Annotated in this window: 24 protein-coding genes and 2 rRNA genes; 14 read left to right on the top strand and 12 right to left on the bottom strand. The window is 69.2% G+C overall.

Annotated features, from left to right (window positions below):
• Window positions 1–25: 25 nt before the first annotated feature.
• The 5 genes from ABZX22_RS27905 to ABZX22_RS27885 all read right to left on the bottom strand — a co-directional run bounded on the left by ABZX22_RS27905 (window position 26) and on the right by ABZX22_RS27885 (window position 5,714).
• Window positions 26–1,042: a dipeptide ABC transporter ATP-binding protein gene (locus ABZX22_RS27905; RefSeq protein ID WP_354914233.1), complete on the bottom strand. Its 1,017-nt coding sequence runs from the start codon at window positions 1,040–1,042 to the stop codon at window positions 26–28.
• Window positions 1,026–2,066, bottom strand: coding sequence for an ABC transporter ATP-binding protein (locus ABZX22_RS27900; RefSeq protein ID WP_354914231.1), 1,041 nt, complete (start codon window positions 2,064–2,066; stop codon window positions 1,026–1,028). The genes ABZX22_RS27905 and ABZX22_RS27900 overlap by 17 nt, the downstream gene beginning before the upstream one ends.
• A gap of 16 nt (window positions 2,067–2,082) precedes the next feature.
• The gene (locus ABZX22_RS27895; RefSeq protein WP_354914229.1) at window positions 2,083–2,997 is read right to left on the bottom strand and encodes an ABC transporter permease; all 915 of its coding nucleotides are present in this window, start codon (window positions 2,995–2,997) and stop codon (window positions 2,083–2,085) included.
• Window positions 2,990–3,931: an ABC transporter permease gene (locus tag ABZX22_RS27890; RefSeq protein WP_354914227.1), complete on the bottom strand. Its 942-nt coding sequence runs from the start codon at window positions 3,929–3,931 to the stop codon at window positions 2,990–2,992. The genes ABZX22_RS27895 and ABZX22_RS27890 overlap by 8 nt, the downstream gene beginning before the upstream one ends.
• Window positions 3,932–4,046: 115 nt before the next feature.
• Complete coding sequence (locus ABZX22_RS27885) at window positions 4,047–5,714, bottom strand: ABC transporter substrate-binding protein (RefSeq protein WP_354914225.1); 1,668 nt, start codon at window positions 5,712–5,714, stop codon at window positions 4,047–4,049.
• Window positions 5,715–6,194: 480 nt separating this feature from the next.
• Here ABZX22_RS27885 and ABZX22_RS27880 point away from each other — a divergent pair, with 480 nt between their 5' ends.
• The 4 genes from ABZX22_RS27880 (at window position 6,195) to ABZX22_RS27865 (ending at window position 8,845) form a co-directional block, all read left to right on the top strand.
• Window positions 6,195–7,115 (top strand): ABC transporter permease, encoded by a 921-nt coding sequence (locus tag ABZX22_RS27880; protein ID WP_354914223.1) that lies wholly within the window; start codon window positions 6,195–6,197, stop codon window positions 7,113–7,115.
• Window positions 7,108–7,959, top strand: a complete 852-nt coding sequence (locus ABZX22_RS27875) for an ABC transporter ATP-binding protein (RefSeq protein ID WP_354914221.1) — start codon at window positions 7,108–7,110, stop codon at window positions 7,957–7,959. Before ABZX22_RS27880 ends, ABZX22_RS27875 begins: the two co-directional genes overlap by 8 nt.
• A 112-nt stretch (window positions 7,960–8,071) precedes the next feature.
• The gene (locus ABZX22_RS27870; RefSeq protein WP_354914219.1) at window positions 8,072–8,593 is read left to right on the top strand and encodes a YbhB/YbcL family Raf kinase inhibitor-like protein; all 522 of its coding nucleotides are present in this window, start codon (window positions 8,072–8,074) and stop codon (window positions 8,591–8,593) included.
• Window positions 8,594–8,689: 96 nt separating this feature from the next.
• Entirely contained in the window at window positions 8,690–8,845 is a 156-nt protein-coding gene (locus ABZX22_RS27865) for a hypothetical protein (protein ID WP_192781480.1), read from the top strand.
• A gap of 1,033 nt (window positions 8,846–9,878) precedes the next feature.
• On the opposite strand, the gene ABZX22_RS27860 is transcribed toward ABZX22_RS27865, so the two are convergent.
• The gene (locus ABZX22_RS27860) at window positions 9,879–10,625 is read right to left on the bottom strand and encodes a hypothetical protein (RefSeq protein WP_354914217.1); all 747 of its coding nucleotides are present in this window, start codon (window positions 10,623–10,625) and stop codon (window positions 9,879–9,881) included.
• Between the two features lie 377 nt (window positions 10,626–11,002).
• Entirely contained in the window at window positions 11,003–12,325 is a 1,323-nt protein-coding gene (locus ABZX22_RS27855) for a lysine 2,3-aminomutase (protein WP_354914215.1), read from the bottom strand.
• 176 nt (window positions 12,326–12,501) lie between these two features.
• Here ABZX22_RS27855 and ABZX22_RS27850 point away from each other — a divergent pair, with 176 nt between their 5' ends.
• The 5 genes from ABZX22_RS27850 to ABZX22_RS27830 all read left to right on the top strand — a co-directional run bounded on the left by ABZX22_RS27850 (window position 12,502) and on the right by ABZX22_RS27830 (window position 19,514).
• A complete protein-coding gene (locus tag ABZX22_RS27850; protein ID WP_354914213.1) occupies window positions 12,502–13,059 on the top strand; it encodes a DUF1707 domain-containing protein in 558 nt (185 codons plus the stop codon).
• Between the two features lie 19 nt (window positions 13,060–13,078).
• Entirely contained in the window at window positions 13,079–14,101 is a 1,023-nt protein-coding gene (plsX, locus tag ABZX22_RS27845) for a phosphate acyltransferase PlsX (protein ID WP_354914211.1), read from the top strand.
• A 61-nt stretch (window positions 14,102–14,162) separates the two neighbouring features.
• Complete coding sequence (locus ABZX22_RS27840; RefSeq protein WP_354914209.1) at window positions 14,163–16,367, top strand: HAD-IC family P-type ATPase; 2,205 nt, start codon at window positions 14,163–14,165, stop codon at window positions 16,365–16,367.
• Window positions 16,364–18,091, top strand: coding sequence for an arginine--tRNA ligase (gene argS / locus ABZX22_RS27835; protein WP_354914207.1), 1,728 nt, complete (start codon window positions 16,364–16,366; stop codon window positions 18,089–18,091). Before ABZX22_RS27840 ends, argS begins: the two co-directional genes overlap by 4 nt.
• Before the next feature lie 91 nt (window positions 18,092–18,182).
• Window positions 18,183–19,514 (top strand): hypothetical protein, encoded by a 1,332-nt coding sequence (locus ABZX22_RS27830; RefSeq protein ID WP_354914205.1) that lies wholly within the window; start codon window positions 18,183–18,185, stop codon window positions 19,512–19,514.
• A 243-nt stretch (window positions 19,515–19,757) separates the two neighbouring features.
• On the opposite strand, the gene ABZX22_RS27825 is transcribed toward ABZX22_RS27830, so the two are convergent.
• Window positions 19,758–20,027: a hypothetical protein gene (locus ABZX22_RS27825; RefSeq protein ID WP_354914510.1), complete on the bottom strand. Its 270-nt coding sequence runs from the start codon at window positions 20,025–20,027 to the stop codon at window positions 19,758–19,760.
• Here ABZX22_RS27825 and ABZX22_RS27820 point away from each other — a divergent pair.
• Window positions 19,921–20,292 (top strand): hypothetical protein, encoded by a 372-nt coding sequence (locus ABZX22_RS27820; RefSeq protein WP_354914500.1) that lies wholly within the window; start codon window positions 19,921–19,923, stop codon window positions 20,290–20,292. The two genes, ABZX22_RS27825 and ABZX22_RS27820, sit on opposite strands and share 107 nt — an antisense overlap.
• On the top strand, window positions 20,229–20,486 hold the full coding sequence (locus ABZX22_RS27815) for a hypothetical protein (RefSeq protein ID WP_354914203.1): 258 nt from the start codon (window positions 20,229–20,231) through the stop codon (window positions 20,484–20,486). The genes ABZX22_RS27820 and ABZX22_RS27815 overlap by 64 nt, the downstream gene beginning before the upstream one ends.
• A 277-nt stretch (window positions 20,487–20,763) precedes the next feature.
• On the opposite strand, the gene ABZX22_RS27810 is transcribed toward ABZX22_RS27815, so the two are convergent.
• Window positions 20,764–21,144 (bottom strand): cell division protein SepF, encoded by a 381-nt coding sequence (locus ABZX22_RS27810; RefSeq protein ID WP_354914201.1) that lies wholly within the window; start codon window positions 21,142–21,144, stop codon window positions 20,764–20,766.
• A 166-nt stretch (window positions 21,145–21,310) separates the two neighbouring features.
• Here ABZX22_RS27810 and ABZX22_RS27805 point away from each other — a divergent pair, with 166 nt between their 5' ends.
• Entirely contained in the window at window positions 21,311–22,144 is an 834-nt protein-coding gene (locus ABZX22_RS27805; protein WP_354914199.1) for a PhzF family phenazine biosynthesis isomerase, read from the top strand.
• Between the two features lie 307 nt (window positions 22,145–22,451).
• Here ABZX22_RS27805 and ABZX22_RS27800 read toward each other — a convergent pair whose 3' ends face one another.
• Window positions 22,452–23,135, bottom strand: a complete 684-nt coding sequence (locus ABZX22_RS27800) for a maleylpyruvate isomerase family mycothiol-dependent enzyme (protein WP_354914197.1) — start codon at window positions 23,133–23,135, stop codon at window positions 22,452–22,454.
• 134 nt (window positions 23,136–23,269) lie between these two features.
• On the opposite strand from ABZX22_RS27800, the gene ABZX22_RS27795 reads away from it, so the two are divergent.
• Both ABZX22_RS27795 and ABZX22_RS27790 read left to right on the top strand, forming a co-directional pair.
• The gene (locus tag ABZX22_RS27795; RefSeq protein WP_354914195.1) at window positions 23,270–23,731 is read left to right on the top strand and encodes a helix-turn-helix domain-containing protein; all 462 of its coding nucleotides are present in this window, start codon (window positions 23,270–23,272) and stop codon (window positions 23,729–23,731) included.
• Between the two features lie 184 nt (window positions 23,732–23,915).
• A complete protein-coding gene (locus ABZX22_RS27790) occupies window positions 23,916–24,566 on the top strand; it encodes a formylglycine-generating enzyme family protein (protein WP_354914193.1) in 651 nt (216 codons plus the stop codon).
• A gap of 639 nt (window positions 24,567–25,205) precedes the next feature.
• On the opposite strand, the gene rrf is transcribed toward ABZX22_RS27790, so the two are convergent.
• Together rrf and ABZX22_RS27780 are read right to left on the bottom strand one after the other, a co-directional pair.
• Window positions 25,206–25,322: ribosomal RNA gene (rrf, locus tag ABZX22_RS27785) — 5S ribosomal RNA — on the bottom strand.
• 58 nt (window positions 25,323–25,380) lie between these two features.
• Window positions 25,381–25,466 (bottom strand): 23S ribosomal RNA (locus ABZX22_RS27780); the annotation flags it as partial.

Genomic DNA, 25,466 nt, shown 5'->3' with positions numbered 1-25,466 from the left:
GGGTGGGGGGCCTCTCACGCGTGGCTCAGCTCGCGTGCACCACGTCGTGCGTCTCGGCGAAGTGGCACGCGCTCTCGTGGCTCGTGCCCGGCCAGATCTGCAGCGGCGGCTCCTGCTCGGCGCAGATCTCCTGCGCCTTCCAGCAGCGGGTGCGGAAGCGGCAGCCCGACGGCGGGTTGGCCGGCGAGGGCGGGTCACCCTGGAGGATGATCCGCTCGCGCTGCTCCCTGCCCTCGGGGTCAGGCACCGGCACGGCCGACAGCAGCGCCTGCGTGTAGGGGTGCGCGGGCCGGTCGTAGATCTCGCTGTCCTTGCCGAGCTCGACGAACTTGCCCAGGTACATCACCCCGACCCGGTCGGAGATGTGGCGCACCACCGACAGGTCGTGGGCGATGAAGATGTAGGCCAGGTCGAACTCGTTCTGCAGCCGCTCCAGCAGGTTGATGACCTGCGCCTGGATCGACACGTCCAGCGCCGACACCGGCTCGTCGCAGACGATGACCTCCGGCTGGAGCGCCAGACCCCGGGCGATGCCGATGCGCTGCCGCTGGCCGCCGGAGAACTGGTGCGGGTAGCGGTTGACGTGGTCGGGGTTGAGGCCGACCACCTCGAGCAGCTCCTGCACCTTCCTGCGGCGGTCACCCTTCGGCGCGACCTCGGTGTGGATGTCGAACGGCTCGCCGATGATGTCGCCGACGGTCATCCGGGGGTTCAGCGAGGTGTACGGGTCCTGCATCACCATCTGGATGTTGCGGCGCATCCGCTTGAGCTCGGCGCCCCTGGCGGCGGCGATGTCCCTGCCGTTCACCCTGACCGAGCCCGACGTCGGCCGCTCCAGCGCCATCAGGAGCTTGGCCAGCGTCGACTTGCCGCAGCCCGACTCGCCGACGATGCCGAGGGTCTCGCCCTTGTGCAGATCGAAGGAGACGCCGTCGACGGCCTTGATCGCGCCGATCTGCCGCTTGAGGACGATGCCCTGAGTCAGCGGGAAGTGCTTGACCAGGTCGCGGACCTCGAGGATCGGCTCACCCACGGCTGCCATCGAGGACCTCCCTCCAGTAGTGGCAGGCGCTGCCGCGCACGCCGCTGATCTCGTAGAGCGGGGGGGCGTCGGTCACGCAGTTGTCCTGCCGGTAGGGGCACCGGGGGTGGAACGCGCAGCCCGACGGCATGTCGAGCAGGTTGGGCGGCAGGCCCTTGATCGCGTACAGCTCCTGGCCCTTCATGTCGACCCTGGGGATCGAGTCGAGCAGGCCCTTGGAGTAGGGGTGCGCGGGAGCCTTGTAGATGTCGTAGACCGGGGCGTTCTCGACGATCCGCCCGCCGTACATGACCGAGATCTTGTCCGCGACGTCGGCGACCACGCCGAGGTCGTGGGTGATCAGGATCAGGCCCATGTTGCTCTCGCGCTGGAGCTCCGCCAGGAGCTCCATGATCTGGGCCTGCACGGTGACGTCGAGCGCGGTGGTCGGCTCGTCGGCGATCAGCACCTCGGGGTCGAGCGCGATCGACATCGCGATCATGATGCGCTGGCGCATACCGCCGGAGAACTGGTGCGGGTAGTCGTTCACCCGCTGCCTCGCCGCCGGGATGCGCACCCGGTCCATCAGCTCGACGGCCTTCTTCATGCCGTCGCGCTTGCTCATCCCGCGGTGCACGCGGAACATCTCGCTGATCTGCCAGCCCACGGTGAAGACCGGGTTGAGCGCCGAGAGCGCGTCCTGGAAGATCATGGCGATGCGCTCGCCGCGGATCTGGCTCCTGGCCTCCTCCGACAGCTTCAGCAGGTCGGTGCCGTGGAAGCGGATCTCCCCCTGGGGGATCTTCGCCGGCGGCATGTCGAGGATGCCCATGATCGCCTGTGCGGTCACGGACTTGCCCGACCCCGACTCTCCGAGGACGGCCAGCGTCTCGCCGGCGCTCAGCGAGTAGCTGACGCCGTTGACCGCCCTGACGACGCCCGCCCTGGTGTGGAACTCCACGTGGAGGTTGTCCACAGCCAGCAGCGGCTCGTTGCCCAGCCCTCCCTCGGCTGGCAACACGTCGATTGCCGACTTCTTCTTCATCGCGAATCCCCCCTCTCTATCGCAGCTTCGGGTCGAGTGCGTCGCGTACGGCGTCGCCGATCATGACGAAGCTCAGGACCGTGATGCTCAGGAAGACCGCCGGGAAGATCAGCGGCTCCGGAGCCATGAGGAACCTGTTGCGCGCGTCGGCGATCATCAGACCCCACGAGATGTTGGGCGACTGGATGCCGACCCCGAGGAACGACAGCGCCGCCTCGCCCGCGATGAACACGCCCAGGTTCATCGTGCAGACCACGATGACCGGTGCCAGCGCGTTGGGCAGGATGTGCCGGACCGAGATGCGCCACGGGCTCGCGCCCAGCGCCCGCGCCGCGGTGACGTAGTCCTGGTTCTTGGCGGTGATGACGGCCGCGCGCATGATGCGCAGCACCATCGGCCAGGCCAGGATCGCCAGCGCGATCACGACGGTCCAGACGCCCGCTTTGTCCCTGCCGACGACCGACAGCAGCAGCAGCGCGCCGAGGATCGAGGGGATGGCGAAGAAGATCTCGGCCACGCGGGAGAGGATCACGTCCACGTAGCGGCCGTAGAACCCGGCGATCAGGCCGAGCGTGCCGCCCACCAGGCCGGTCACGAGCGAGGTCAGCACACCGACGAGGATCGAGACCCTCGCGCCGTGGATGACGCGCGCGTAGGTGTCGCACCCCTGGTTGTCCAGGCCGAACCAGTGGGCCGAGCTGATGCCCTGGCGTGCGTCGGCCAGGTTGCAGGCGCTGGGGTTCTGCGGCGCGAAGACGCTGGGGAAGAACGCCATCAGGACCAGCACGACCGCGATGAGCGAGCCGGCCACGAAGACCTTGTTCCTGCGCAGGTCGTACCAGGCGTCCGACCAGAGACTGGCCGGCTTCCTCTCCTTCGGCTTCCTGCGCGAGGGCGCCTTGGGCGCCGTGACGGTGTTCGTGTCACTCATAGCGGATCCTGGGGTCTAGGACGGCGTACAGCAGGTCGACGATGAGGTTCGCGAGCAGGTACACGAGAACGAGAACCGTGACGATGCCGACGACGACGGCGTTCTCGCGCCTTGCGACCGACTGGAAGAGCTGCTGCCCGATCCCGTTCAGGTTGAAGATGGCCTCGGTGATGACCGCGCCGCCCATCAGCGAGCCGAGGTCGGCGCCCAGATAGGTGATCAACGGGATGAGCGAGTTGCGCAGCGCGTGCCTGCCGAGAACCCTCCGACGGGGCATGCCCTTGGCGACCGCCGTACGGATGTAGTCGGCCCTCAGGGTCTCCATGAGACTGGTCCTGGTGAGCCGGACCAGGTAGGCGATCGACGTGCCGGCCAGCACGAAGCCCGGCACGAGGAAGCTGCGCCACCCCGCGTCGGTGCCGGAGATGGGGAAGAAGTCGATGCCCGCCGAGGTCTTGAGCTTGACGCCCAGGACGAGCTGCAGGACGAAGCCGCTCACCAGCGTGGGGACCGACACCAGCAGCAGCGTGAGGGCCAGGATGGCGTGGTCCTCCCAGCGGCCGCGGCGGAGGGCGGCGAGCAGGCCCAGACCCAGGCCGACGATCGCCTCGATGACGAGGGCGGTGACCGCGAGCTGGATGGTGACCTGGAACTTTCCGGCGAACAGGTCGGAGACCTGCACGCCCTGGAACGTCTCGCCGAAGTCGCCGACGAAGATTCCTGAGATGTAGTGCCAGTACTGGACGATCAGCGGATCGTTGAGCCCGTACTGCTCGCGCAGCTGCGCCGCGAGCACGGGGTCGATGCGGCGTTCACCGCCCAGGATGGCCACGGGATCGCCGGGCAGGGCATAGACGGTGCAGAAGATGAGGAATGTGGAACCCAGTAGAACAGGGATCGCCTGGAGCAGGCGCCTGATCACGTAGCGGCCCATGATGTCTCCCGATCATTGCGAAGGGCAGCCCGGCAACCTCCGGGCTGCCCTTCAGTTGTTCAGGGCCCCTCGGAACGGCATCTGGTGGACGCCCGCCCGAGAGTGCGGGTCATGGTCAGGAGGCCCGCTCGACCTTGGCCAGGTCGATCCGCTCGAACGGGTCGATGGTCACGTTCTTGACGTTCTGCGAGTAACCAGCGTTGGTCTGGTAGAAGTACACCGGCACGTACGGCATGTCCTTCACCAGCAGGTCGGCCGCCTGCTGGTAGAACGTGATGCCCTCCTGGTCGGTCTTGGCGGAGTCGCCCTTGACCAGCAGGTCGTCGAAGTCCTTGTTCGAGTAGCGGCCGTGGTTGGAGCTGCCGCCGGTGCCGTAGATCGGACGCAGGTAGTTCTCCATGGACGGGTAGTCCATGATCCAGGCCATGCGGAAGGCGCCGCCGACCTTGCCCTTGTCCAGCTCGTCGAGGATGGAGGCGAAGGACTCGTAGGACTCGGCCTTCACGTCGACGCCCAGGTTCTGGCGCAGGTTGTTGGCAGCGGCCTCGATCCACTCCTTGTGGCCGCCGTCACCGTTGTAGGCCAGGGTGACGGGGCCCTTGCCGCCACCGTTCTTGTCCCACAGCTCCTTGGCCTTGGCGGGGTCGTAGACGCACGCGGTGCAGGCGCCCTTGCGGTAGCCGGCCACGATGGGGCTGACGAAGTCGTCGGCGGGCACGCGGGTGCCGGAGAAGACCTGCTCGGTGATGGTCTTCCGGTCGATCGCCATCGAGAGGGCCTTGCGCAGCTCGACGTTCTTGGCCCACGCCTCGCCGTTCTTGGTGTTGAAGCCGAAGTAGCCCACACCGGAGGACGGCTGCTCGATGTAGCGGTCGCCCAGCTCCTGCTTGGCGGTGGCGATGGCCTCGGGCGGCAGCTGGTCCATGATGTCCAGGTTGCCGGCCCGCAGCTCGTTCCACGCGGTGCCGAGGTCACTGAAGATCTTGAAGTCGACCGCGTCGACCTTCGCCTTGCCCTCGACGAACTCGTCGTAGCGCACGAGCGAGATGGTGGTGTCGGTCGCGGGCTTGAACGGCTTGGCCATCTTGAAGGGACCGTTGCCGATCGGGTTCTCGCCGAACTCCTTCTTGATGCCGCCGTTGCCGTCGAAGGCCACGCTCGGCATCGGCATGAAGGTGGTGTAGCCCAGCATCGTCTTGAAGCCCGAGTAGGGGTGGGCCAGCGTGACGGTGAAGGTCTTGTCGTCGACGACCTTGAGGCCCGCGAGGGTCTTGGCCTTGGGCTCGGGGGCCTTCTGCGGGCCCTCCTCGCCGTCCGGGTCGAGGGGGGCGACGTCGTCGTAGCCCTCGACGGCGGAGAAGAAGTGGCCGCCTTCCTGGACGTTGGGGCCGTAGGCGGCGGCGTTCCAGGCGTCGACGTAGCTCTTGGCGGTGACGGCCTCGCCGTTGTGGAACTTGTAGCCGTCCTTCAGCTTGATCGTCCAGACCTTGGACTCGGCGTCAGGCTCGATCGACTCCGCGCCACGGAGGACGACGTTCTTGTCCTTGTCGTAGTCGACAAGTCCGACGAACAGCGCGTTCAGCACCTCGGCACCACTGGTGTCGTTGGTGTTGGTGGGGCTCAGCTCGTGCTGCGGCTTGGCGATCTCGACCCTGACCGGCTGGGCGGCGGACCCTCCGCTGGAGTTGCCGGTCGTCCCACCGCCGCCCCCGCCGCACGCGGCGACCGCGACGGCCAGAAGCGCGGTACCGGCGACGATCTGTGCGCCCTTAGTAACACGCATTAGTAGATTTTCCTCCCTCTACAGGTGGGCGTAAGCGCTGAGCTGCGAAGTCCTAGGCAGCCTGACGGAGGAGCCTTGTCTGTCCCCCGGGTTTGGCTGACATGGTCAAACCAGCTGACGCCCTGCCAGTCGATCGCGACTATCCCTCACTACTTGCCACCAGCGAGTCTCTGGCACATTGCAGTTCGGTCACACGTCTGCGAGTCCGGCGTCACACCCATCCGCCCACCGGTCGTGGGGGGACCCTCATGAGGACAAACCGGTCATTATGGGATGAGCAAGGCACCTGAATCGTCGAGTCAAAATACACCTCATCGGACAGTGCTCTCACCACAGGCACACCGCGAGCGCTCCTGGGCTACCGTTGACCAAGTCTTGGACCGGACATGGAACCCGACCTCCCCAAGGCGACGTCCAACTCTCTGCGGCAAACCGCCGCGCGAAGCACCCCACCTACCAGGATCCAATAGAGTCCTTGCCATGAGCCAGCCGGAATCCGCGGTCGCGGACGCCCAGGCGGGCGGCCGCAGCGGAGAACCGCTGAGCAAGCTCGCCAAGCGATACGGGCTTCGCCGTGCCATCGCACGGCCGAGGTTCCACGCCTACCTGCGCCAACTCTGGGAGCGGCGACACTTCATCAAGACGTACGCGACCTCGCGCAACGTCTCGAAGTACAGCAGCTCGGCACTCGGCCAGCTGTGGCAGGTGCTGACGCCGCTGCTGAACGCCGGCATCTACTACCTGATGTTCGGCCTCATCCTCGGCGGCAAGGGCACCATCGAGAATTACACGGCCTTCCTCCTGACGGGGATGTTCGTCTTCACCTATACACAGCGGTCGGTGACGGCGGGCGCCAAGTCGGTCTCGGGCAACCTCTCGCTGATCAGAGCCCTGCACTTCCCGCGCGCGGCGCTGCCCCTGGCGTACACGATCCAGGAGCTCCAGCAGCTCGTCATCTCCATGGGCATCCTGCTGGCGATCGTCGTCGTCACCGGCGAGTTCCCCACCCTGCTCTGGCTGATGATCCCGGTCGCGCTGCTGCTGCAGACGATGTTCAACGTGGGCGCCAGCCTGGTCATGGCCCGCGTCGGCTCCGCCGTGCGCGACATGAACCAGCTGCTGCCCTTCATCATGCGCACCTGGCTGTACGCCTCCGGCGTCTTCTTCTCCATCCAGGAGAAGGTGGTCTCACCCGACGGCGCGGGCCTGCCGCAGTGGGTGGCGGACATCATGTACGCCAACCCCGCGGCCTCGTACATCGAGTTCATGCGCGACATCCTGATCGACGACCACAGCCCCCGTCCGTGGGTCTGGATGAGCTGCGTATTCTGGGCAGTGTTCGCACTCGCCTTCGGCTTCTGGTACTTCTGGCGCGCCGAGGAGAGGTACGGCCGTGGCTGAGCTGACGGAGGAGCTGTCCCAAGTGAAGGCTGAGGAGCCCGGCGTCCCCAACAAGGACGTCAGGGTCCACCCCAACCCGGAGCCCCCCGCTCCCACGACGGGTACTCCCACCGTCATCGTCGACGACCTCCACATCGTCTACCGCGTCTACGGCGCCACCTCCGACCACGAGAAGGGCAACGCGGTCAACGCCCTCATGCGCATGGTCAAGCGCCAGGGGCGGCCGCAGATGAAGGAGGTCCACGCGGTCAAGGGCGTCACGTTCGTGGCCTACCACGGCGACGCCATCGGCATCGTGGGCCGTAACGGCTCGGGCAAGTCCACGCTCCTGCGGGCCATCGCGGGCCTGCTGCCGCCCCACTCGGGCGCGGTCTACACCGACGGCCAGCCGTCCCTGCTCGGCGTCAACGCCGCGCTGATGCGCGAGCTGACCGGCGAGCGCAACATCGTGCTGGGCTGCTACGCCATGGGCATGACCCCCTCGCAGGTCAAGGAGAAGTACGACGAGATCGTCGACTTCTCCGGCATCGGTGACTTCGTGCAGCTGCCGATGTCCACCTACTCCTCCGGCATGGGCGCCCGCCTGCGCTTCGCCATCTCCTCGGCCAAGACGCACGACGTGCTGCTGATCGACGAGGCCCTGGCCACCGGCGACCGGGAGTTCCGCAAGAAGAGCGAGAAGCGGATCAAGCAGATCCGCGAGTCGGCCGGCACGGTGTTCCTCGTGGCCCACGACCTCAAGGTGATCGAGGAGACCTGCAACAGGGTCATCTGGCTGCACAAGGGCAAGATCAGGATGGACGGTGACCCCAAGGAGGTCATCGCCGCCTACAACAAGGGCTGACCCGGGGCCTCCCGGCAAAGACCCGCCGGGTACCGGGAAGCCGATCACCATCGCCGCCCTTCCGGGTGGAAGATGGGAGACGGTAAGCCCGCGTACTCACCGGAGGTGCATCTTGCCCGCACAGCCGCCCATTCCTTACGACTTCCTGCCCGAGGTCCCCGCCCTGACCGTCGAGAGCGACGACGTCCGCGACGGGGAGCGCCTGCCCGACGCCCACGTGTTCGACGACTGGGGCATGACAGGCCAGAACCTCTCGCCCCACCTGCGCTGGTCGGGCGCCCCCGAGGGCACCAGGAGCTTCGCGGTCACCTGCTTCGACCCCGACGCCCCCACCGGCAGCGGCTTCTGGCACTGGCTGCTGTACGACATCCCCGCCGACGTCACCGAACTGCCCACCGGCGCCGGCACCGCCGACTCCAAGACCGGCGTCCATGCGCGCAACGACTACAACACCAAGGCGTACGGCGGAGCCGCCCCGCCGCCCGGCCACCCGCACCGGTACCTGTTCGCCGTCCACGCACTGAGCGTCGATTCGCTCGGCATCGACCCCGACAGTCCCGCCGCCGTTGTCGGCTTCAACATCACCGCGAACACGCTGGCCAGAGGCTTTATCGCACCTGTGTACGAAACCTGAGCGACGCCCCGGGAAAGGCCTGACACCGCCCTCGCCGTTCCGATATGATTCGAACGCTGTTTCGAGCTGAGGAACATGATGGAGTGGGGGCGCGCGATGCGAGAGCTGTCGACCGCGATTGACCACCTGGCCATCGAGGATCCGTCCGAGATCCCCAGGGCCGAGCTCGCCGAGCAACTGATCGAGCTGCACTGGCAGATGGCCAGGCTCCAGGCCCAGATCGCCCGGCGTACGGGCGTCCGCATCACCTGACCCGTATCCGGCCCTTCCCGCCGCCGCGACCGCTCTGAAGCGCTGTCGCGGCCGCTGAGGGCGACCCGCCGTCCTACCGTCCAGCCCCGCCGGTCTCTCGGTCGCCGCGACCGGCGCGGCTCACCACCGCCCGTGCGCCACGGCCACCTCCCGCGGGTGGCCGGGCCGTACGCCCGGCCACGACCACGGCGACCTGGCCCTCAAACGACCCGCACCGGCGTTTCCGCCCGCTCGCCGGAGAGGGAGTTCCAGAGACCGGTCCGCGCCCCTCGGCTCCTGCCGGAAGTCGGGGTTGCGCCGCTCACCCACCGCTTGCCGGAAGGCCACGGTCCGTCGAAAGCCGCGGTTCCTGATGCCGCTCCACGCCGTCCGAACGGGCGGGGTTCCTGATACTGCTCCGTCCCGTACGGACGGGCGCGATTCCTGATGCCGACCCGCCGCCCGCCGGACGGCAAGGGTTCCTGATGTCGCTCGGCTGCCGGCTGGACGGGCGGGCTCTCCCGCCGCTCCGTCGGCGAGCGGGTGGTGGCGTGGCGGACATGGCGAAACCGGTGGCCTGACCCAGGGCCACCGGTTTCGTGGAGCCAGCCGTGCCGGCCCGCGTCATGGAGGAGGAGTGGCGGTCGACCTGTGAGCCGACCGGCGGGCGGTCCGTCCCGTGAGCCCGTGGCTCACGCCCGCCGGCCGAGTCGGCGCCAGGTGCCGCCGGCTCTCCCTCCGGCTCCCGATCACCGCCGCCCGTTCGACGTTCCGTCCCAACGTCGTCGAACGGTCGTGGTTCACGGGCGCCGTCGCGGCGCGTAAGGAGCGCTCCCGGGAGCGGCCCTCCGGCTGGCCCCGGCCATGCGCCTGCGCAAACGCGCTCGGCCGGGCTTGCCGTACGGTGTCACGCCCGCCAGCACCGGTGATGACGCGCGGTTGCGGCCCTACCGGCACCTGGGAGGACGTGCCCGCGGTCAAGAAGTGTGTGCTGGGGTGCGACCCCCGTCAGGTGAGGTGTCGCGCGGCCGTGAGGCCGCCGCGTGTCCTCGGCTCAGTCCTCGGCGTGGAGGTCGGTCGTCTGGGCGACCGACTCGGCGACCCCACCCTGGGTCTCGCCGGCCGAGCTGACGACCCTGTTGGTGTTGTTGTCGACGACGTCGGTGGAGGCATCGACGAGCGGGGCGATCTCGTCGAGCGAAACGGCGTTCACCAGGCCGGGCAGCGTGTCGGCGATCGGCGCGGCCTCGACGGGCGCCACCTCGCGGACCACGGGCGCCAGCCTGGGACCCGTGCGGCCCTCCTCGGCGGCGTCCTTGCGGCTCCTCATGCCCTCGCGGGAGGCGGCGGCCGTGTCGCTGTCGCTGTCGGCGTCGACGAGGTCGGCCACGTCGATGATCGGGTTGTCGGTGGGGTACTCCTCGCCCGTGGTGGCCTCGTAGACCTCCTTGGGGGAGATCCCCAGCACCCACTTGACGAAGCGGTCGACCTCCTCGTAGGGGCCGCCGGCCTCGGTGGACTGCGTCACCGTCGCGAGGTCCTGGCCGTTGAGCAGGGAGCCGCCCGTGGCCGAGGCGGCCGGGCCCAGCGTCCTGTCGGCGAGCTCGTTGTCCGTCCGCAGCGAGACGCGCTCGGCGAACGGCGGGAGGTTGTGCAGGCCTGCCGCCTGCTTGACGCCGAAGGACTCGACGATGCCGCTCCCGTCGACGCGGACGGAGGTGTCGGCCTGCGCGGGCACCGCCACAGCCGCGGCGAGCCCGCAGACGGCGACGGCTACCGCTGCCTTGATAATTCGCTTCATGATTGCCTTCCCGGCTCTTTTTCGATTCGCGTCGTTCGATATTCGAATCGCGATTCGAAGTCCCCGAAAGCCGGCGTGCACGCTATGGGCGCCACAGGGAGCGCGCGCCGTCCGGCTGAGCTACCGACGCAGTTCTATCACCACCGCGAACGGCCGGCAGCCCCGGCAAACACGGGCCCCACCTCGGTTGGAGCCCCAGCATGGGATCAAGAGGGAGGTCGACAAGTCCGGACATAGGGAGGGTGGATTTCGGATATTCCCCCGACGCCCAACCAGTCGATCAAGGGAGTGCCACCGGCCCGTTACAACGGCACGGGAAACAAATGCCACGGGCCGGGGGCTCAGATTTTTCCGTAGCGGGATATCCGCTTGACCGCTCAGGCCGACAGGAGAGCGTCCTCCGTGACCGCCTCCCACGGGAATCGATCGGCGAAGGCGGGCCGCAGATCAGTCAGCCACACGGCCGTCGGGTCGTAGCGGGCGAAGAACGGCCTGGCGACCAAGGAGGGATCGCGCGACTGGATGAGATGGAGGACGAAGACCTTCTGCCCCGCGATCTCGGTGACGCCGTCGACGCAGACCTTTCCCGGCGTCGCCGACATCGAAGGCCCCCGAACCGTACGGCAGAGCCCCGACACCGACGCGTACGCGTCCCTGAAGACCTCGTAGGCCCTGGCGAGGGGCACGGCGAAGTAGTCCTGCGGTCCCGTGTCCCGCTCGACGAACATGTAGTAGGGGATCATCCCCATCCCGAGCTGCCGCCGCCACATCGACGACCACACCTCGGGATCGTCGTTGATGGACCTGATCAGCGGCGCCTGCGTGCGGATGGTCGCCCCCGAGGCGAGGATGCGCGAGACCGCCTGCCCCACCAGGGGCGAGTCCAGCTCGCGCGGATGGGAGAAGTGGGCCATGAACGCGAGGTTCTTGCCCGCCGCGGTGACGCTCTCGAACAGGCGCAGCGTGTCGTCGGCGTCGGGGTCGGTGGTGAAGCGCTGCGGCCAGTAGGCCAGGGACTTGGTGCCGATGCGGATCGACTCCAGCTGCTCGATCTCCAGCAGCGGCTCGACGTAGCGCCTGAGCACGGGCTCGCCCATGATCATGGGGTCGCCACCCGTCAGCAGCACGCTGGTGACCTCGGGGTGCGCGCCGAGGTAGGACACGAGCTGGCCGACGTCGTCGGAGGCGAACTTGAGGTCCGCGTCGCCGACGAACTGCGCCCACCTGAAGCAGTAGGTGCAGTAGGCGTGACACGTCTGCCCCTGTTTGGGGAAGAAGAGCACCGTCTCCGGATACTTGTGCTGCATGCCGGGCACGGGTTCCGTGCCGATGCGCGGCACGTTGAGCGAGAGCTGCCCCGCCGGGTGCGGGTTGAGTTTCATCCGGACCCTGTTGGCCTCCGCCTGGATCTCCGCGTTCGGCGCCTCGGCCTTCAGGAGGTCGGCGAGCCTGTCAACATCGGGGCTCGGCAGCATGTCCGCCTGGGGGAAGACCAGGCGGTAGAGGGGATCGTCGGGTGCGGCCGACCAGTCGACGAGTTCGTCGACGACGTACGCGTTCGTCCGAAACGGCAGAACTGTGGCCACTGCCCTGACCTTCAGGCGCTCCGTCTCGTCGAGGCCCGCTCGCAGAAGGAGCTCGTCGAGATGCTTGGAGGTGTAGGCCTTGAAGCGTCGCGTTCCCGCTTGATTCAAGATCACTAGGCCTTTCCCATCTTTTTTGTTCGATCGGAGGTAAACCTATGAGCCCCCTCGCGCGTCTAGGGGCTCTTATTACCGGACGCGGCGGCGGCGCCTTCTGGTTCCACTGAAACCCAAGTTTCCGGCGAGCTTTGACCACTCGCGACATATCGCGAATGGACATACACTGGCGGACTGTGACCGACGACGCAGCAATGCGAGCCTCCGACGCCGACCGCGACCGCGTCGCGGCAGTCCTCGGGGAGGCCCTCGCCACCGGCAGACTCACCAGCGTCGAGCACGCCGACCGGCTCGAGGCCGCCTACACGGCCAAGACCGTCGGGGAGCTCGTCCCCGTCACCCACGACCTGCCCGACATCGCGGCCGGCGCCAGGCCCGCGCTGGTCGAGCAGCAGACCGTGAACGCGGTCTTCAGCAAGGTCATCCGCAAGGGCCGCTGGGTCGCCTCCCGGCACACCAGGCTGAGCGCCACCTTCGGCGCCCTGATCATGGATCTGTCCGACGCCGTCCTGCCCGGAAGGGAGATCACGATCCAGGCCGACGCCCGCTTCAGCAAGATGATCATCCGGGTTCCCGAGAACGCCCACGTCATCGACGAGGGCGCATCGATGTTCGGCAAGCGCAACGTGTCGGGCGGCTCGGGCGGTGACGGGCCGCTGATCCGCGTCACGGGACGATCGATGTTCGCCAAGCTCATCGTGGCCCGCGGGGTCACTGACTGGAACCTGGCATAACAACCATACGATTCGAACTGTGCCAGAGTCCGAACCGCCGATCGCGCTCGACGCCATGGGCGGCGACCACGCGCCGCACGAGATCGTGGCCGGCGCCGTGCACGCGGTCAGGACGCGCGGCCTGCCGATCGTCCTGGTCGGCTCGCCGCGGGTGCTCTACGAGTCGCTGGCCGACCACGACGCCACCTCCGAGATCCCGATCGTGCGGGCGGAAGAGGCGCTCGCCATGGACGAGGGCGCGCTCGCCAGCCTGCGCCGCCCTCGCTCCAGCATCGCCGTCGCCTGCCACCTGCTCAGGCGGGGCGACGCCTCGGCCGTGGTGTCCGCGGGCTCGACCGGCGGCATCGTCGCCACCGGCAAGCTCCGGCTGAAGGCGCAGCAGTCGGTCATCAGGCCCGCCCTCGCCGTCACCCTGCCCACCAGGCCCACGCCCACGATCCTGCTCGACGCCGGCGCCAACGCCGAGGTCAAGCCGGAGATGCTGGTGCAGTTCGCGCACCTGGGCTCCGCCTACGCCGAGACCGCGCACGACATCCGCAACCCCCGCGTCGGCCTGCTCACGATCGGCTCCGAACCCGAGAAGGGCGACAAGCTCGTCAGGCGCGCGCACGAGCTGCTGCGGGCCGTACCCGGCATCCACTTCCTGGGCAACGTCGAGGGCCACGAGCTGCTGACGGGCGCGGTCGACGTCATCGTGACCGACGGCTTCACCGGCAACGTCGCGCTCAAGACCATGGAGGGCGCGGTCCGCTACGCCCTCACCGAGCTGCGGGCGTCGGTCAACGAGAGCACGCTGGCCAGGATGGGCGCGCTCATGCAGCGGGCCCGCCTCAGGGACCTGTCGGCCAGGCTCGACTCCGAGGCGTACGGCGGCGCCGCCCTCCTCGGCCTGAACGGCACGGTCGTCATCGCCCACGGCGCCGCCAAGGCCGCCGGCGTCAGCGCCGCCTGCCAGCTCGCCGCGACGCTCTCCCGCAGGGGCATCGTCACGCGCATCGGCGAGCGTCTCGGGACCGGCCATCGCCCCCACCGGCTATGGTGATCGATACCGCGATTTCGGGGGAATTCGGGGGAAACGCGTGGAAGGTCTGACATCTGCCCAAGTGGCGGTCGCCAAGAAGAACACCGTCCCACGCCGGACGAGCAGGTCGCTGTCGGCGATCATCCGGGCCAACGTCCTCACGCTCTTCAACCTGGTCATCGGCGTCCTGTTCGCTCTCATCCTCATCTTCGGCGCCTGGCAGGACAGCCTGTTCGGCCTGGTGATCGTGGCCAACGCGATGATCGGCATCGTCCAGGAACTACGCGCCAAACGCACGCTCGACCGCCTCGCCGTGGTCAACGAGGCACCCGTCACCGTCCGGAGAGACGGCGCCGACCAGCGCATCCACCCCGGCCAGATCGTGCTGGGCGACCTGGTCCTGCTCGGACCCGGCGACCGGGTGCTGGTCGACGGGGAGGTCGTCGCGGCCGAAGGGCTGGAGATCGACGAGTCGCTGCTCACCGGCGAGGCCGACCCCGTCCACAAGCGGCCCGGCGACGAGGTCCTGTCCGGCAGCTTCGTCGTCGCCGGCTCGGGCGCCTTCACCGCGACGAAGGTCGGCGAGGACGCCTACGCCGCCAGGCTCACCGAGCAGGCCAGCAGGTTCCACCTGGCCCACTCCGAGCTGCGCGACGGCGTCGCCCGGTTCATCAGGTACATCACCTGGCTGGTCATCCCGATCGGCGCCCTGCTCATCTACAGCCAGGTGCGCAACCACGAGGACTTCGGGTCGGCCATCACCGGCGCGGTCGCCGGCATCGTCACCATGATCCCCGAGGGCCTGGTGCTCATGACCAGCATCGCCTTCGCCGTCGGCGTCGTCCGGCTCGGCCAGCGCGACGCCCTGGTCCAGGAGCTGCCCGCCATCGAGGGCCTCGCGCGGACAGACATCCTGTGCCTCGACAAGACCGGCACCCTCACGGCAGGCGGCATGGACCTCGACGAGGTCATCCCGCTCAAGGAGGACGCCCCCGTCGACGCCGCCCTCGCCGCCCTGGCACACGTCGACCCGCGCCCCAACGCCACCGCCCAGGCCATCCAGGCCGGCTACCCCGAGGCGCCCGGCTGGACCAGCACCGACATCGTGCCGTTCTCGTCGGCCCGCAAATGGTGCGCCGCCACCTTCGACGGGCACGGCACCTGGTCGCTCGGCGCCCCCGACGTGCTGCTGACCCCCGGCACCACCGCGTACGGCACCGCCGCCGAGCTGGCCGCGACCGGCGCCCGCGTCGTGGCGCTCTGCCGTACCGACGGCAGGGAGCCCGTCGCGCTGGTGACGTTCAAGCAGCGGATCAGGCCCGACGCCCGCCAGACGCTGCGGTACTTCGCCGAGCAGGGCGTCGCCGTCAAGGTCATCTCCGGCGACCACCCCGACGCGGTCGCGGCCATCGCCACCGCGCTCGACATCCCCGGCGGCGACCGCGCCGTCGACGCAAGGACGCTCCCCGACGACGAGGACAAGCTCGCCGAGATCCTGGAGGGCAACACCGTCTTCGGCAGGGTCAGCCCGCAGCAGAAGCGGCAGTTCGTCACCGCGCTGCAGTCGCGCGGCCACACGGTGGCGATGACCGGCGACGGCGTCAACGACGTGCTCGCGCTCAAGGACGCCGACCTCGGCATCGCGATGGGCGCGGGCAGCCCCGCCACCAAGGCGGTCGCGCAGGTCGTGCTGCTGGACAACAGGTTCGCCTCGCTCCCGGAGGTGGTGGCCGAGGGGCGCAAGGTGCTGGCCAACATCGAACGCGTCTCCAACCTGTTCCTCACCAAGACCTTCTACGCGCTCGCGCTGTCGCTCGTGGTCGGCCTGCTCGGCGTCATGTTCCCGTTCGCGCCCCGGCACTCGACCCTGGTCAACGCGCTGACCATCGGCGTGCCCGCCTTCTTCCTCGCGCTCGCGCCGACGGCCGAGCGGTCCCTGCCAGGGTTCGTGCCGCGCGTGCTCCGCTTCGCCGTACCGGCCGGGCTGGTCACCGGGGCCGCGGTGATGCTCTCCTTCACGCTCGCCGGCGGCGACCGCACGCCCGCGGTCATCACGCTCTTCCTGGTCACCTGGTGGGTGCTGGTGCTCGTCGCCCGGCCGCTCAACGCCTGGAAGGCCGTGCTCGTCGGGGCGATGGCGGTGCTGTTCGCCGTCGCGCTCGCCGTCCCCGCCACCCGCGCGTTCTTCGAGCTCGGCACGGGTGGCTGGGAGGCCGTCGCCATCTCCGTCGTGGGCGCGGCGTGCATCAGCGTCTCGGTCAGGCTCACCGGTACCCTTGGAACATGACCGACCCGCAGATAGTGCTCACCGAGCGCGTCCAGCGTGCGCTGGCCACCGCGTTCGGCCCCGAGTACGCCGACGCAGACCCGCTGATCCGGCCCTCCCAGTTCGCCGACTTCCAGGCGAACGTCGCGATGAGCCTGGCCAAGCGCCTGCGACGAGCCCCGCGGGAGGTCGCCCAGGAGATCGCTGACCAGCTCTCCGACTTCCCCGGCACGATCGAGGTCAGCGGTCCCGGTTTCCTCAACATCGCCCTGTCCGACGGCTGGGTCACCGGCCAGGCCAACGAGATGCTCGCCGACCCGCGCACCGGCGTCGGCACGGTCATGCCGCCGCAGCGCATCGTGATCGACTACTCCGCGCCCAACGCGGCCAAGGAGATGCACGTCGGCCACCTGCGCACCACGATCGTGGGCGACGCGATGGCCCGCGTCTACGAGCACCTCGGCAGCACCGTCGTGCGGCAGAACCACCTCGGCGACTGGGGCACGCCGTTCGGCATGCTCATCGAGCACCTGCTCGACATCGGCGAGGCGGCCGCCGTCGCCCAGCTCGAGGCCGGCCAGGGCACCGAGTACTACCAGGCCGCCCGCGTCAAGTTCGACAGCGACGAGTCGTTCAAGGCCCGCTCCCGCCGGCGGGTCACCACGCTCCAGTCGGGCGACCCCGAGACCATGCGGCTCTGGCACGTCTTCATGGACGCCACCATCCGCTACTTCGACAAGGTCTACGACATGCTCGGCGTCACGCTCACCGACGCCGACATCGCCGGCGAGAGCATGTACAACCCGATGCTCGAGAAGACCTGCGACGATCTCCAGGCCATGGGCGTGGCGACCATGAGCGAAGGCGCGCTCTGCCTGTTCCCGCCCGGGTTCACCGGCTCCGACGACAAGCCGCTCCCGCTGATCATCCGCAAGAGCGACGGCGGTTACGGCTACGCCTCCACCGACATGGCCGCGATCCGCTACCGGGTCGAGGACCTCAAGGCCGACCGCGTCCTCTACGTCGTCGGCGCGGACCAGGCGCTCCACTTCCGCATGGTCTTCGCCGCCGCCAAGCAGGCCGGCTGGCTGCCCGACACCGTCTCCGCCGAGCACGTCCAAATCGGCATGATGCTCGGCAAGGACGGCCGCCGCTTCAAGACCCGCTCCGGCGAGTCGGTCAAGCTCACCGACCTGCTCCAGGAGGCCGTCGACCGCGCGTCGGCGGCCATCGCCGAGCGCGGCTACGACGAGGAGACCAAGGCCGAGATCGCCCACGCCGTCGGCATGGGCGCGGTCAAGTACGCCGACCTGTCGATCAGCCACGACAGCGAGTACGTCTTCGACTTCGACCGGATGCTGAGCTTCTCCGGCAACACCGGCCCGTACATGCAGTACGCCACGGCCCGGATCCGCTCCATCTTCCGCAAGGCCGGGGTCGATCCGGCCGACGCGCGCGGCCCGATCGTCCTCGGCGTACCGGCCGAGCGCGCCCTGGCCCTGCACCTGCTCGGCTTCGGCGCGGTCGTCGACCAGGTCGCCACCCTGGTCGAGCCGCACCGGCTCGGCTCGTTCCTGTTCGAGACGGCCAGCCTCTTCAGCACCTTCTACGAGGAGTGCCCCGTCCTGCGCGACGACGTCGACGCCGACACCCGCGCCTCCCGGCTCGCCCTGTGCGCGCTGACCCTGCGGGTGCTCGAAACCGGCCTCGACCTCCTGGGCGTCCCCGTACCCGAGCGCATGTGAGTCGTGGGCGCGCCTCCGCAAGGTTGGCGCGCCCCCCGGCTAGGCTTTACGCGGTCATGGAATGAGGCCGATATTGGGGGAGTTCTCTGCCTTGGCAACGGATCTGACCGCGAGCCCCCAGGCCACCACGGAGCTCCACCGATACGTCGAAGCCCTGCTGGCCAGCCTCGCCGCCGACAGCTCCACGCCACCGGCCGCGCCCACCTTCCAGGACGACCCGGGCTCCTGGCTGCCGCCCGCCGTACAGGCGCTGGCCGCCATCCTCGTCGGCGACGACCCGCTCGAACCGCTGACCAGGGCGGCGGGCCGCGACCAGCAGAACACCGCGCTCTTCCTCTGCCTCGCCCTGGCGGTGGCCGGCCACGGCGACCGCATCCACGCCTCGTGGCTCGGCACCGCCTTCGGCGAGCTGTCCCTCGACCTGCCCCTCCCCCACGGCCAGCGCGCGCTGTGGCTGGCCGCCGCCAGAGGCGCGTACGGCCCGGCCGGCAAGATCTTCGTCCTCCGCAGGCTCGACGCGCTCGCCATCCCCGGCCATACCGAGGCGAACACGTGGGTGCAGGCCCTGGCCCCGGGCGAGCCCGCCGTCGTCATACCGGCCGCGCTCGTCGACTTCCCCGAGCTGGCCGAGATCCCCGAACTGGCCACGCCCGTCCAGGCCGCGGCCAGGCTGGCCAGGCTCCGCGCCCGCTGCACCGAGATCACCTCGACCCGGCAGGCCGACTCCGAGTCGCGCACCTCGCTCACGAACGCGACCGCCGCCCCCGCCACCGCGTGGGCGGAGGAGGAGCCGCTCGCCGTCCTCCGCACGATGGCCGGGCTCGGCGGCCCTCCCGGACCGATGGGCTCGCTCGTCAGCCACCTGCTCGACGACCTGCGCCCCGGCGCCGACCCCTTCCTGGCCGCCATCGCGCTGCACGTGGCCGCGCCGATCCTGCGCGACGTCGCCGCGAAGCTGGCCGCCGACACCGAACTCCCGCCTCCCGACGCGATCACCGTGCCCGTGCTCGGCCACCGCCTGGAGCTCCGCCCCGAGGGCCCCGACGCGACCTCCATGGCCGCCGCCGAACGTGAGATCGTCGCGGACGGCATGCCCGACCGCGGGCTGCCGTGGCTGCCGTACCTGGCGCTGGCGCTGGCCGTCACGCTCTTCGTCGCCGCCGGGGTCGTGTGGTGGCCGCTCGCGCTGCTCGGCGCCGTCCTGGCCGGCCTGGGCGGATGGCGGCTCTGGCGGCTGCGGCAGGCCCGGCTGTCCGACGCCGCCTACGTCGAAAGGCGCCTGGCCGAGCTCAAGGACCTCGCCGACGGCGCGGTCTGGGCACTGCACGCCTATGCCCGCGAGGCGGAGGAGCGCGCCAAGCAGGCGGCCGAGGACGCCGCCGAGCTCACCCGCCTCCTGCGCCGCGGCCCCCGCGCCGCCTAGCACCGAGCCGCTCGCCCCCTCGCGCCGCCCCTCGCCCCCTCGCGCCGTCTGGCACCGCGCCGCTTCCCCCCCTCACCGCCTGGCACCCAGCCCCTCGCCCCCTCGCGCCGCCCCTCGCCCCCTCGCGCCGGCTGGCACCAAGCCGTTCTCCCCGCCCCTTTCCGCGGGCCGGCCGGCGCGCCGACGCTCCCGCGCCGCCTTTCCCCCCGGGTCCGGTTCTTGCAGGTCGAGACCCGCTCACCGCTACTCGGCGCGCGTCCGGCGGGAGGAGTATGCCGGGCAGTGGTTCCCCGAGCCGCTGCTGGCCGACCCGTACGAGGATCCGGTGCGCTCGGCGGAGCTGGCCGACTCGGTGTCGATGGCGGCGCTGTTGCTGCTGGAACGGCTCAGCCCGCTCGAGCGGGCGGTGTTCGTGCTGCGGGAGGTGTTCGGGTTCGGCTTCGGGGAGGTCGCCTCGGCGGTGGGCAGGTCGGAGGCGGCGTGCCGCCAGCTCGCGGTGCGGCGCGCCGCCACATGGACGCGGGACGCGCTCGGTTCGAGGCGGATCGCCGGGAGCGAGAAGAACTCGCCGAGCGGTTCTTCGATGCCTTCCGGGAGGGAAACGTGGACGGGCTGCGGAACCTGCTGGCCGCCGACGTGCAGATGGTCGGCGACAGTGGCGGCAAGGCCCCGCTGTGGGGCACGGGTGTCTTCGGCGCCGACAACGTGTCCCGGATGCTGGCCGCGTTCGTCGCGCCGTTCGTCCGGATCGGCGGTGTCGTGGAGCCGCATTTGGTGAACGGCCAGCCGGGCGCGATCTTCCGAGACCGGGACGGCAAGGTCGTCAACACCTTGGCGCTCGACATCCTCGACGGACAGATCCAGGCGATCCGCGCGGTGATCAACCCCGACAAGCTGCGGCACCTGGGCCCGGTGGCGGACGCCTGGGCGGTCGTTCGCGAGACGAACCAGGCCCGCCGTCCCATGGACTGACCGCAAGAGCCGGCCGCGCTCCGGGTACGCCCGTACGCCGACCGGCACCGCTACACCCTGGCCGCCTCGACCAGGCGAACGGCAGATCCAACCGGCCGTTGAACGCCGCCGACGTGCGGCCCGACGCCGACACGCGGGCAGCCGCCGTACGGAGCAGCGGGCCGGGATGCACGGACCAACGGCCGATCGTGGGCATACGGAAAGGACATGTGCCACCTGACGTGGACATCTGCGCCAGACCAGCCTCCCCAGGACCGGCCCGGCGCACAGTCACACGTCAGGTGCTCTCGATCTCCACATGCGCGGGCGCGAGCAGGAACACCCGGTCCGCGATGCGCTCGATCCGACCGTCGCACCCGTAGGCCAGCCCGGCCGCGAAGTCGACCATCCTGGTCGCCTCCGGCATGGGCATGCCGGTGACGTCCATGATGACCGTCTGCCCCTCGCGGAAATGCTGCCCGATCAACGGTGCGTCGTTGTATTTCAGCGGCTGGACCATCACGATCCGTGACGACTCGACGGTGGACCGCCACCGCTTCGCGGCACGCTCCGACGCCGGCATGTACTCGTCTTCGTACTGCTCGTCGTCGTATCCGTCATCGTATTGGTCGATCCCGCCCAGGCCAAGGTAGCTCACCACCTTGCGCACTGCCCCCATCGGCTTGTCCTTTCCTCAGGAACTCACCGTAATCGGCACGTCCCTACACATTGGACGGTAACCGACGATTCGACGTTCGCCATGCGACACGCCCAACACATATTCCATTTTGTACGGCAAGCATCCCGGTTTCGACTGGATATCGGCCACCTATAGCATCGAGCTCATGCGCCTGTTCACCGTCGACGCCTTCACTGACACAGCATTCCACGGTAATCCTGCCGCTGTCTGCCTCCTGGAGTCAGCCGCTTCCGACACTTGGATGCAGTCCGTGGCCGCCGAGATGCGGCTCTCCGAGACGGCGTTCCTGCTGGGTAATTCGTTGCGGTGGTTCACTCCGGCGGTCGAGGTATCGCTGTGCGGTCACGCGACGCTGGCCACCGCCCATGTGCTCTATTCCACAGGAGCGGCCAACGGAGAGATCCAATTCGCGACGAAGGGTGGAATCCTCACCGTCAATCGCTCCACCGACGGACTGATCTCGATGGATTTCCCCGCCAAAGAAGTGACGCCGGCCACTGTTCCCGACGGGCTGGAAAAGGCGCTCGGAGCTGCGGTAGCAGGTGTCGGACGCAGCGAGCTCGACCTCCTCGTCGAGCTGGAGTCGGAAGAAGCGGTCCGCTCGCTCGACCCCGACATCACCGCCCTCGAGACCGTCGACGCGCGCGGCATCATCGTCACCGCCCAGGCCACCGTTCCAGCCACTGGATCGCCTGCGGCACCAGCCGACGCCACCTCCGCCGCTCCGGACACCGTCCGCTACGACTACGTGTCGCGATTCTTCGCCCCACGCGTCGGCGTCCCCGAGGATCCGGTCACGGGCTCGGCTCATTGTGCCCTCGCCCCCTTCTGGGCGGCTCGCCTCGGCCGGGCCTCGCTGGTCGGCGCCCAGCTGTCGGCCCGCGGCGGCCTCGTCCGTACGACCGCGCGGGGCGACCGGGTGGACCTGGCAGGCCGAGCGGTCACCGTCGTCTCCGGCGAGCTCCTGGTCAACCCGTAAGCACCTCGCCGACGGCCGGTGACAGGCACGCACCCACGCACGCCCGCCGCCGGCGCAGACACCCACACGCGGCCCACCGTCAGGACCCGCACCCACACGCCCCCCACCGTCTGGACGGGCACCACGCGCTGCCGACCGTCCGGACCGACACCCACGCGCTGCCAACCATCGGAACGAACACCCGCGGGCCGCGGGCCATCGGAACGAACATCCGCGCGCCGCGGGCCATCGGGACGGGCGCCCAGGCGCCGCAGGTCACCATCACTTCCGCACACGTCGACCACTTCCGCACACGTCGACCAACCGATCAGGCGGTCAGCGGACCGGTCAGGACGCGCCGCCCCGCTGACCGATCCCCCGCCCAGCCGAACACCTCGTCGTCACTCGGCATGCGGCCCCACACCATCAACACCAGGTCCTCAGCCCTGCCGGACAGCTCGGCCACCGGGGCGCCCGGCCCATACGTCCACGAACGACCGATGTCAGAGGCAACCAGCCGCAGCGCGTGATCGGGCGACTGAGCCCGCCCCCGCACGATCTGGCGCGGCGCCATCACCTCGAACACCTCGGCCACCCCTTCACCCGCCAACTCCGGATCGAGGGGACGGGCCGTACCCGTCGCCCGCTCGGCGTCCCACCGGTGCAACAGAGCCTCCACACACCGGCGCCGCTGCCAGAACCCGGCCGTCGCCGGCGGGTGGAACGTCCACGCCTCGGCCGCCGGATCGACGTCCAACGCCGCCAGCAACGTTTGCGACGCCGCGTCGAACCATTCCCTCAACCCGGCGGGATCCCGCGGCGCGGCCGGTGGCACGAAGTCGCCCCGCTTCTCCGTCACTGCCTTGGCGGCCCAGAGGTTCGATCCGCCGAGGTGTTCGGCGAGGTCGCGCAACGTCCAGTCGCCGCAGGACTCGATGGACGCGGACAGATCACCGTCAAGGCAGGCGCGGAAGGCGTCCAGCTCACGCCGGAGGTGGGGGAGAAAGTCCATGCCAGGCACCGTAGCGGCCGTCTCCGACAATCCGGCGGAGCCAACCACGCGATACGTACGGTCACCACCCATGGTACGCGTCGCAGTACTGCAACCTTCCCTATCACTCCCTTAATCCCCTAAGTTAGGGACTGATGAAGGAAGAACTGTACTCCGTTGAGCAGGTGGCTGACCGGCTCGGACTGCATGTGCGCACCGTCCGCGCCTACATCCGAACCGGCCGCCTCAAAGCGGTACGGATCGGCAAGCAGTATCGGATCGCCCGTGCCGACCTCGAGGCGCTGATCGGGCGGCCGCAGACGGACCCGGCCCAGCCCGCCCGCGTCGCGACGGCGGAGGTGTCGAGCATCGTACAGATCGACGGAGTCGACCGGGCCGCGGCCGACCGGTTGAGCACGCTCGTGCTGGCCGCGGCGAACACCGGTCACGACCCCGCGCACCCCCTACGCGTCCAGACCGTCCACGACGAGGAACGGGACCGTATGAAGCTCGTGATCCTGGGCGGCACCGCCGCCACCGCCGAGATGCTGCGCCTGCTCGACACCGTCCTCTACGGCGACAGCGGCCTGCTCGACAGGGAGGACGACCGTGCCTGAGTGGATGGCGAGGCAGTAACAGTAAGGTCGCATCGAATCGGTGGCACCGACCACCCACCGGATGGACACCCAGCACCTCAAGCCTGGCCCCGGTCGAAGGCCGGCGTCTCGACATGTACCGACCGTGTGCGGAGGATCCGCGATGATCACTGAACCCAAGCCGCCCCAGGCGATAGCCGCGAACATGGTGGAGATTCCCGCCGGCGAGATCGTCCTGCGGGACGAGGGCACGAAGACGCACTGGACGGTCGAGGTCGGAGCCTTCCGCATGGCGCCGCATCCCGTGACCCGTGAGCAGTACCACGCCGTCATCGGCGGGGGGACCACCGGCCCGTCGAGGTCGCGAACGCCGGTGACCGAAGTCTCCTGGATGGACGCCGTTCGGTTCTGCAACCGGCTGTCGGCGGCGACGGGGCTCCAACCGTGCTACTCGATGGGCGAGGACCCCGACGGGCAGGACACGGTCTGCGAGTGGGAAGCTGACGGCTACCGCCTCTCGTCCGAGGCGGAGTGGGAGTACGCGTGCCGGGCCGGCACATCCGCCGTCCGCTACGGAGAACTGGACGAGATCGCCTGGTACCGCGGAAACTCCGGCGGCGAAGTGCACGATGTCGGGACCAAGGCGCCGAACGCGTGGGGCCTGCACGACATGATCGGCAACGTGTGGGAGTGGTGCTGGGATGTCTACGATCCCAGCGTCTACGGCCCGTATCGCGTCTTCCGCGGCGGTGGCGCGCATGATCGCCCGCGTGGCTGCCGAGCGTCGTGCCGCCGCAAGAGCCACCCGAGTTTCCGCATCGACGACCTGGGTTTCCGCCTCGCCCGCCTCCGGTGACGGCAACAGGTTGCGGCTTACCCGGCCCCCGCCATACAGCATTCCGTTGGCTGAGGTTCGCCCACCTTCTGCGACGCAGGGTTCTTTGGCTCTGCCTGCCCGCCCTCTCGCGACGCAGGATTCTGTCGGCTGCGGCTTGCCAGTCGCGGCGCAGGGTTGGTTGTTCTGCTGGCTGAAACTGGCGCCTTCCATGACGCAGGTTTCCGTCCCGCAGGCGCTTCGTGCCCGCCGGGAGCCGCCCCGCTGCCTGCCCGCCGGCGATGGCAGCGCCTCCAAGCTCACCCACTCGACAGGACAGGAGCGCCGGCAGTCGTCAAGGCCCGCGGACGACACCTGGTGCCCGTTACGGTAGTTCCACAAGCCTGGCGCCGACGTCCCTGCTCATGGGAGCGTCCACGCGCCTGGCCGCCGACGCCCCTGTCCATGAGGGGAGTCCACGAGACTGCCGCGGACGCAATGGCTGGCCCATTACCGTCGCCGGAGGCCCGTCCTGTCAACCGGGGCCCCGGCACCCCGCCACTGCCAACGGGGCCTCCGCACCATGTCGAAGACCGAGCACACCCAGCAAGCCCCGGCCACAACACCGCCGGAAAAGCAGAAAGGGCCACCCCAACCGGGATGGCCCTTACCGTAAAGATTGCGCGGCGGCGACCTACTCTCCCACACCCCTTCGAGTGCAGTACCATCGGCGCAGAGAAGCTTAACTTCCGGGTTCGGAATGTAACCGGGTGTTTCCTTCCCGCCATAACCGCCGCAACCCCGAGAGACCGTTTGCTGTCTCAGAATTGCGTAGTGGACGCGAGCAAAAAGCTTTGAGGTCAAGTCCTCGGCCTATTAGTACCGGTCAGCTCCACACGTTACCGCGCTTCCACCTCCGGCCTATCAACCCCATCGTCTATA

The sequence above is a fragment of the Nonomuraea sp. NPDC003804 genome, assembly GCF_040610675.1.
Classification (GTDB): domain Bacteria; phylum Actinomycetota; class Actinomycetes; order Streptosporangiales; family Streptosporangiaceae; genus Nonomuraea.
Note: the sequence above shows the minus strand (reverse complement) of the source record. Positions and strands in the feature narration are given on the sequence as shown.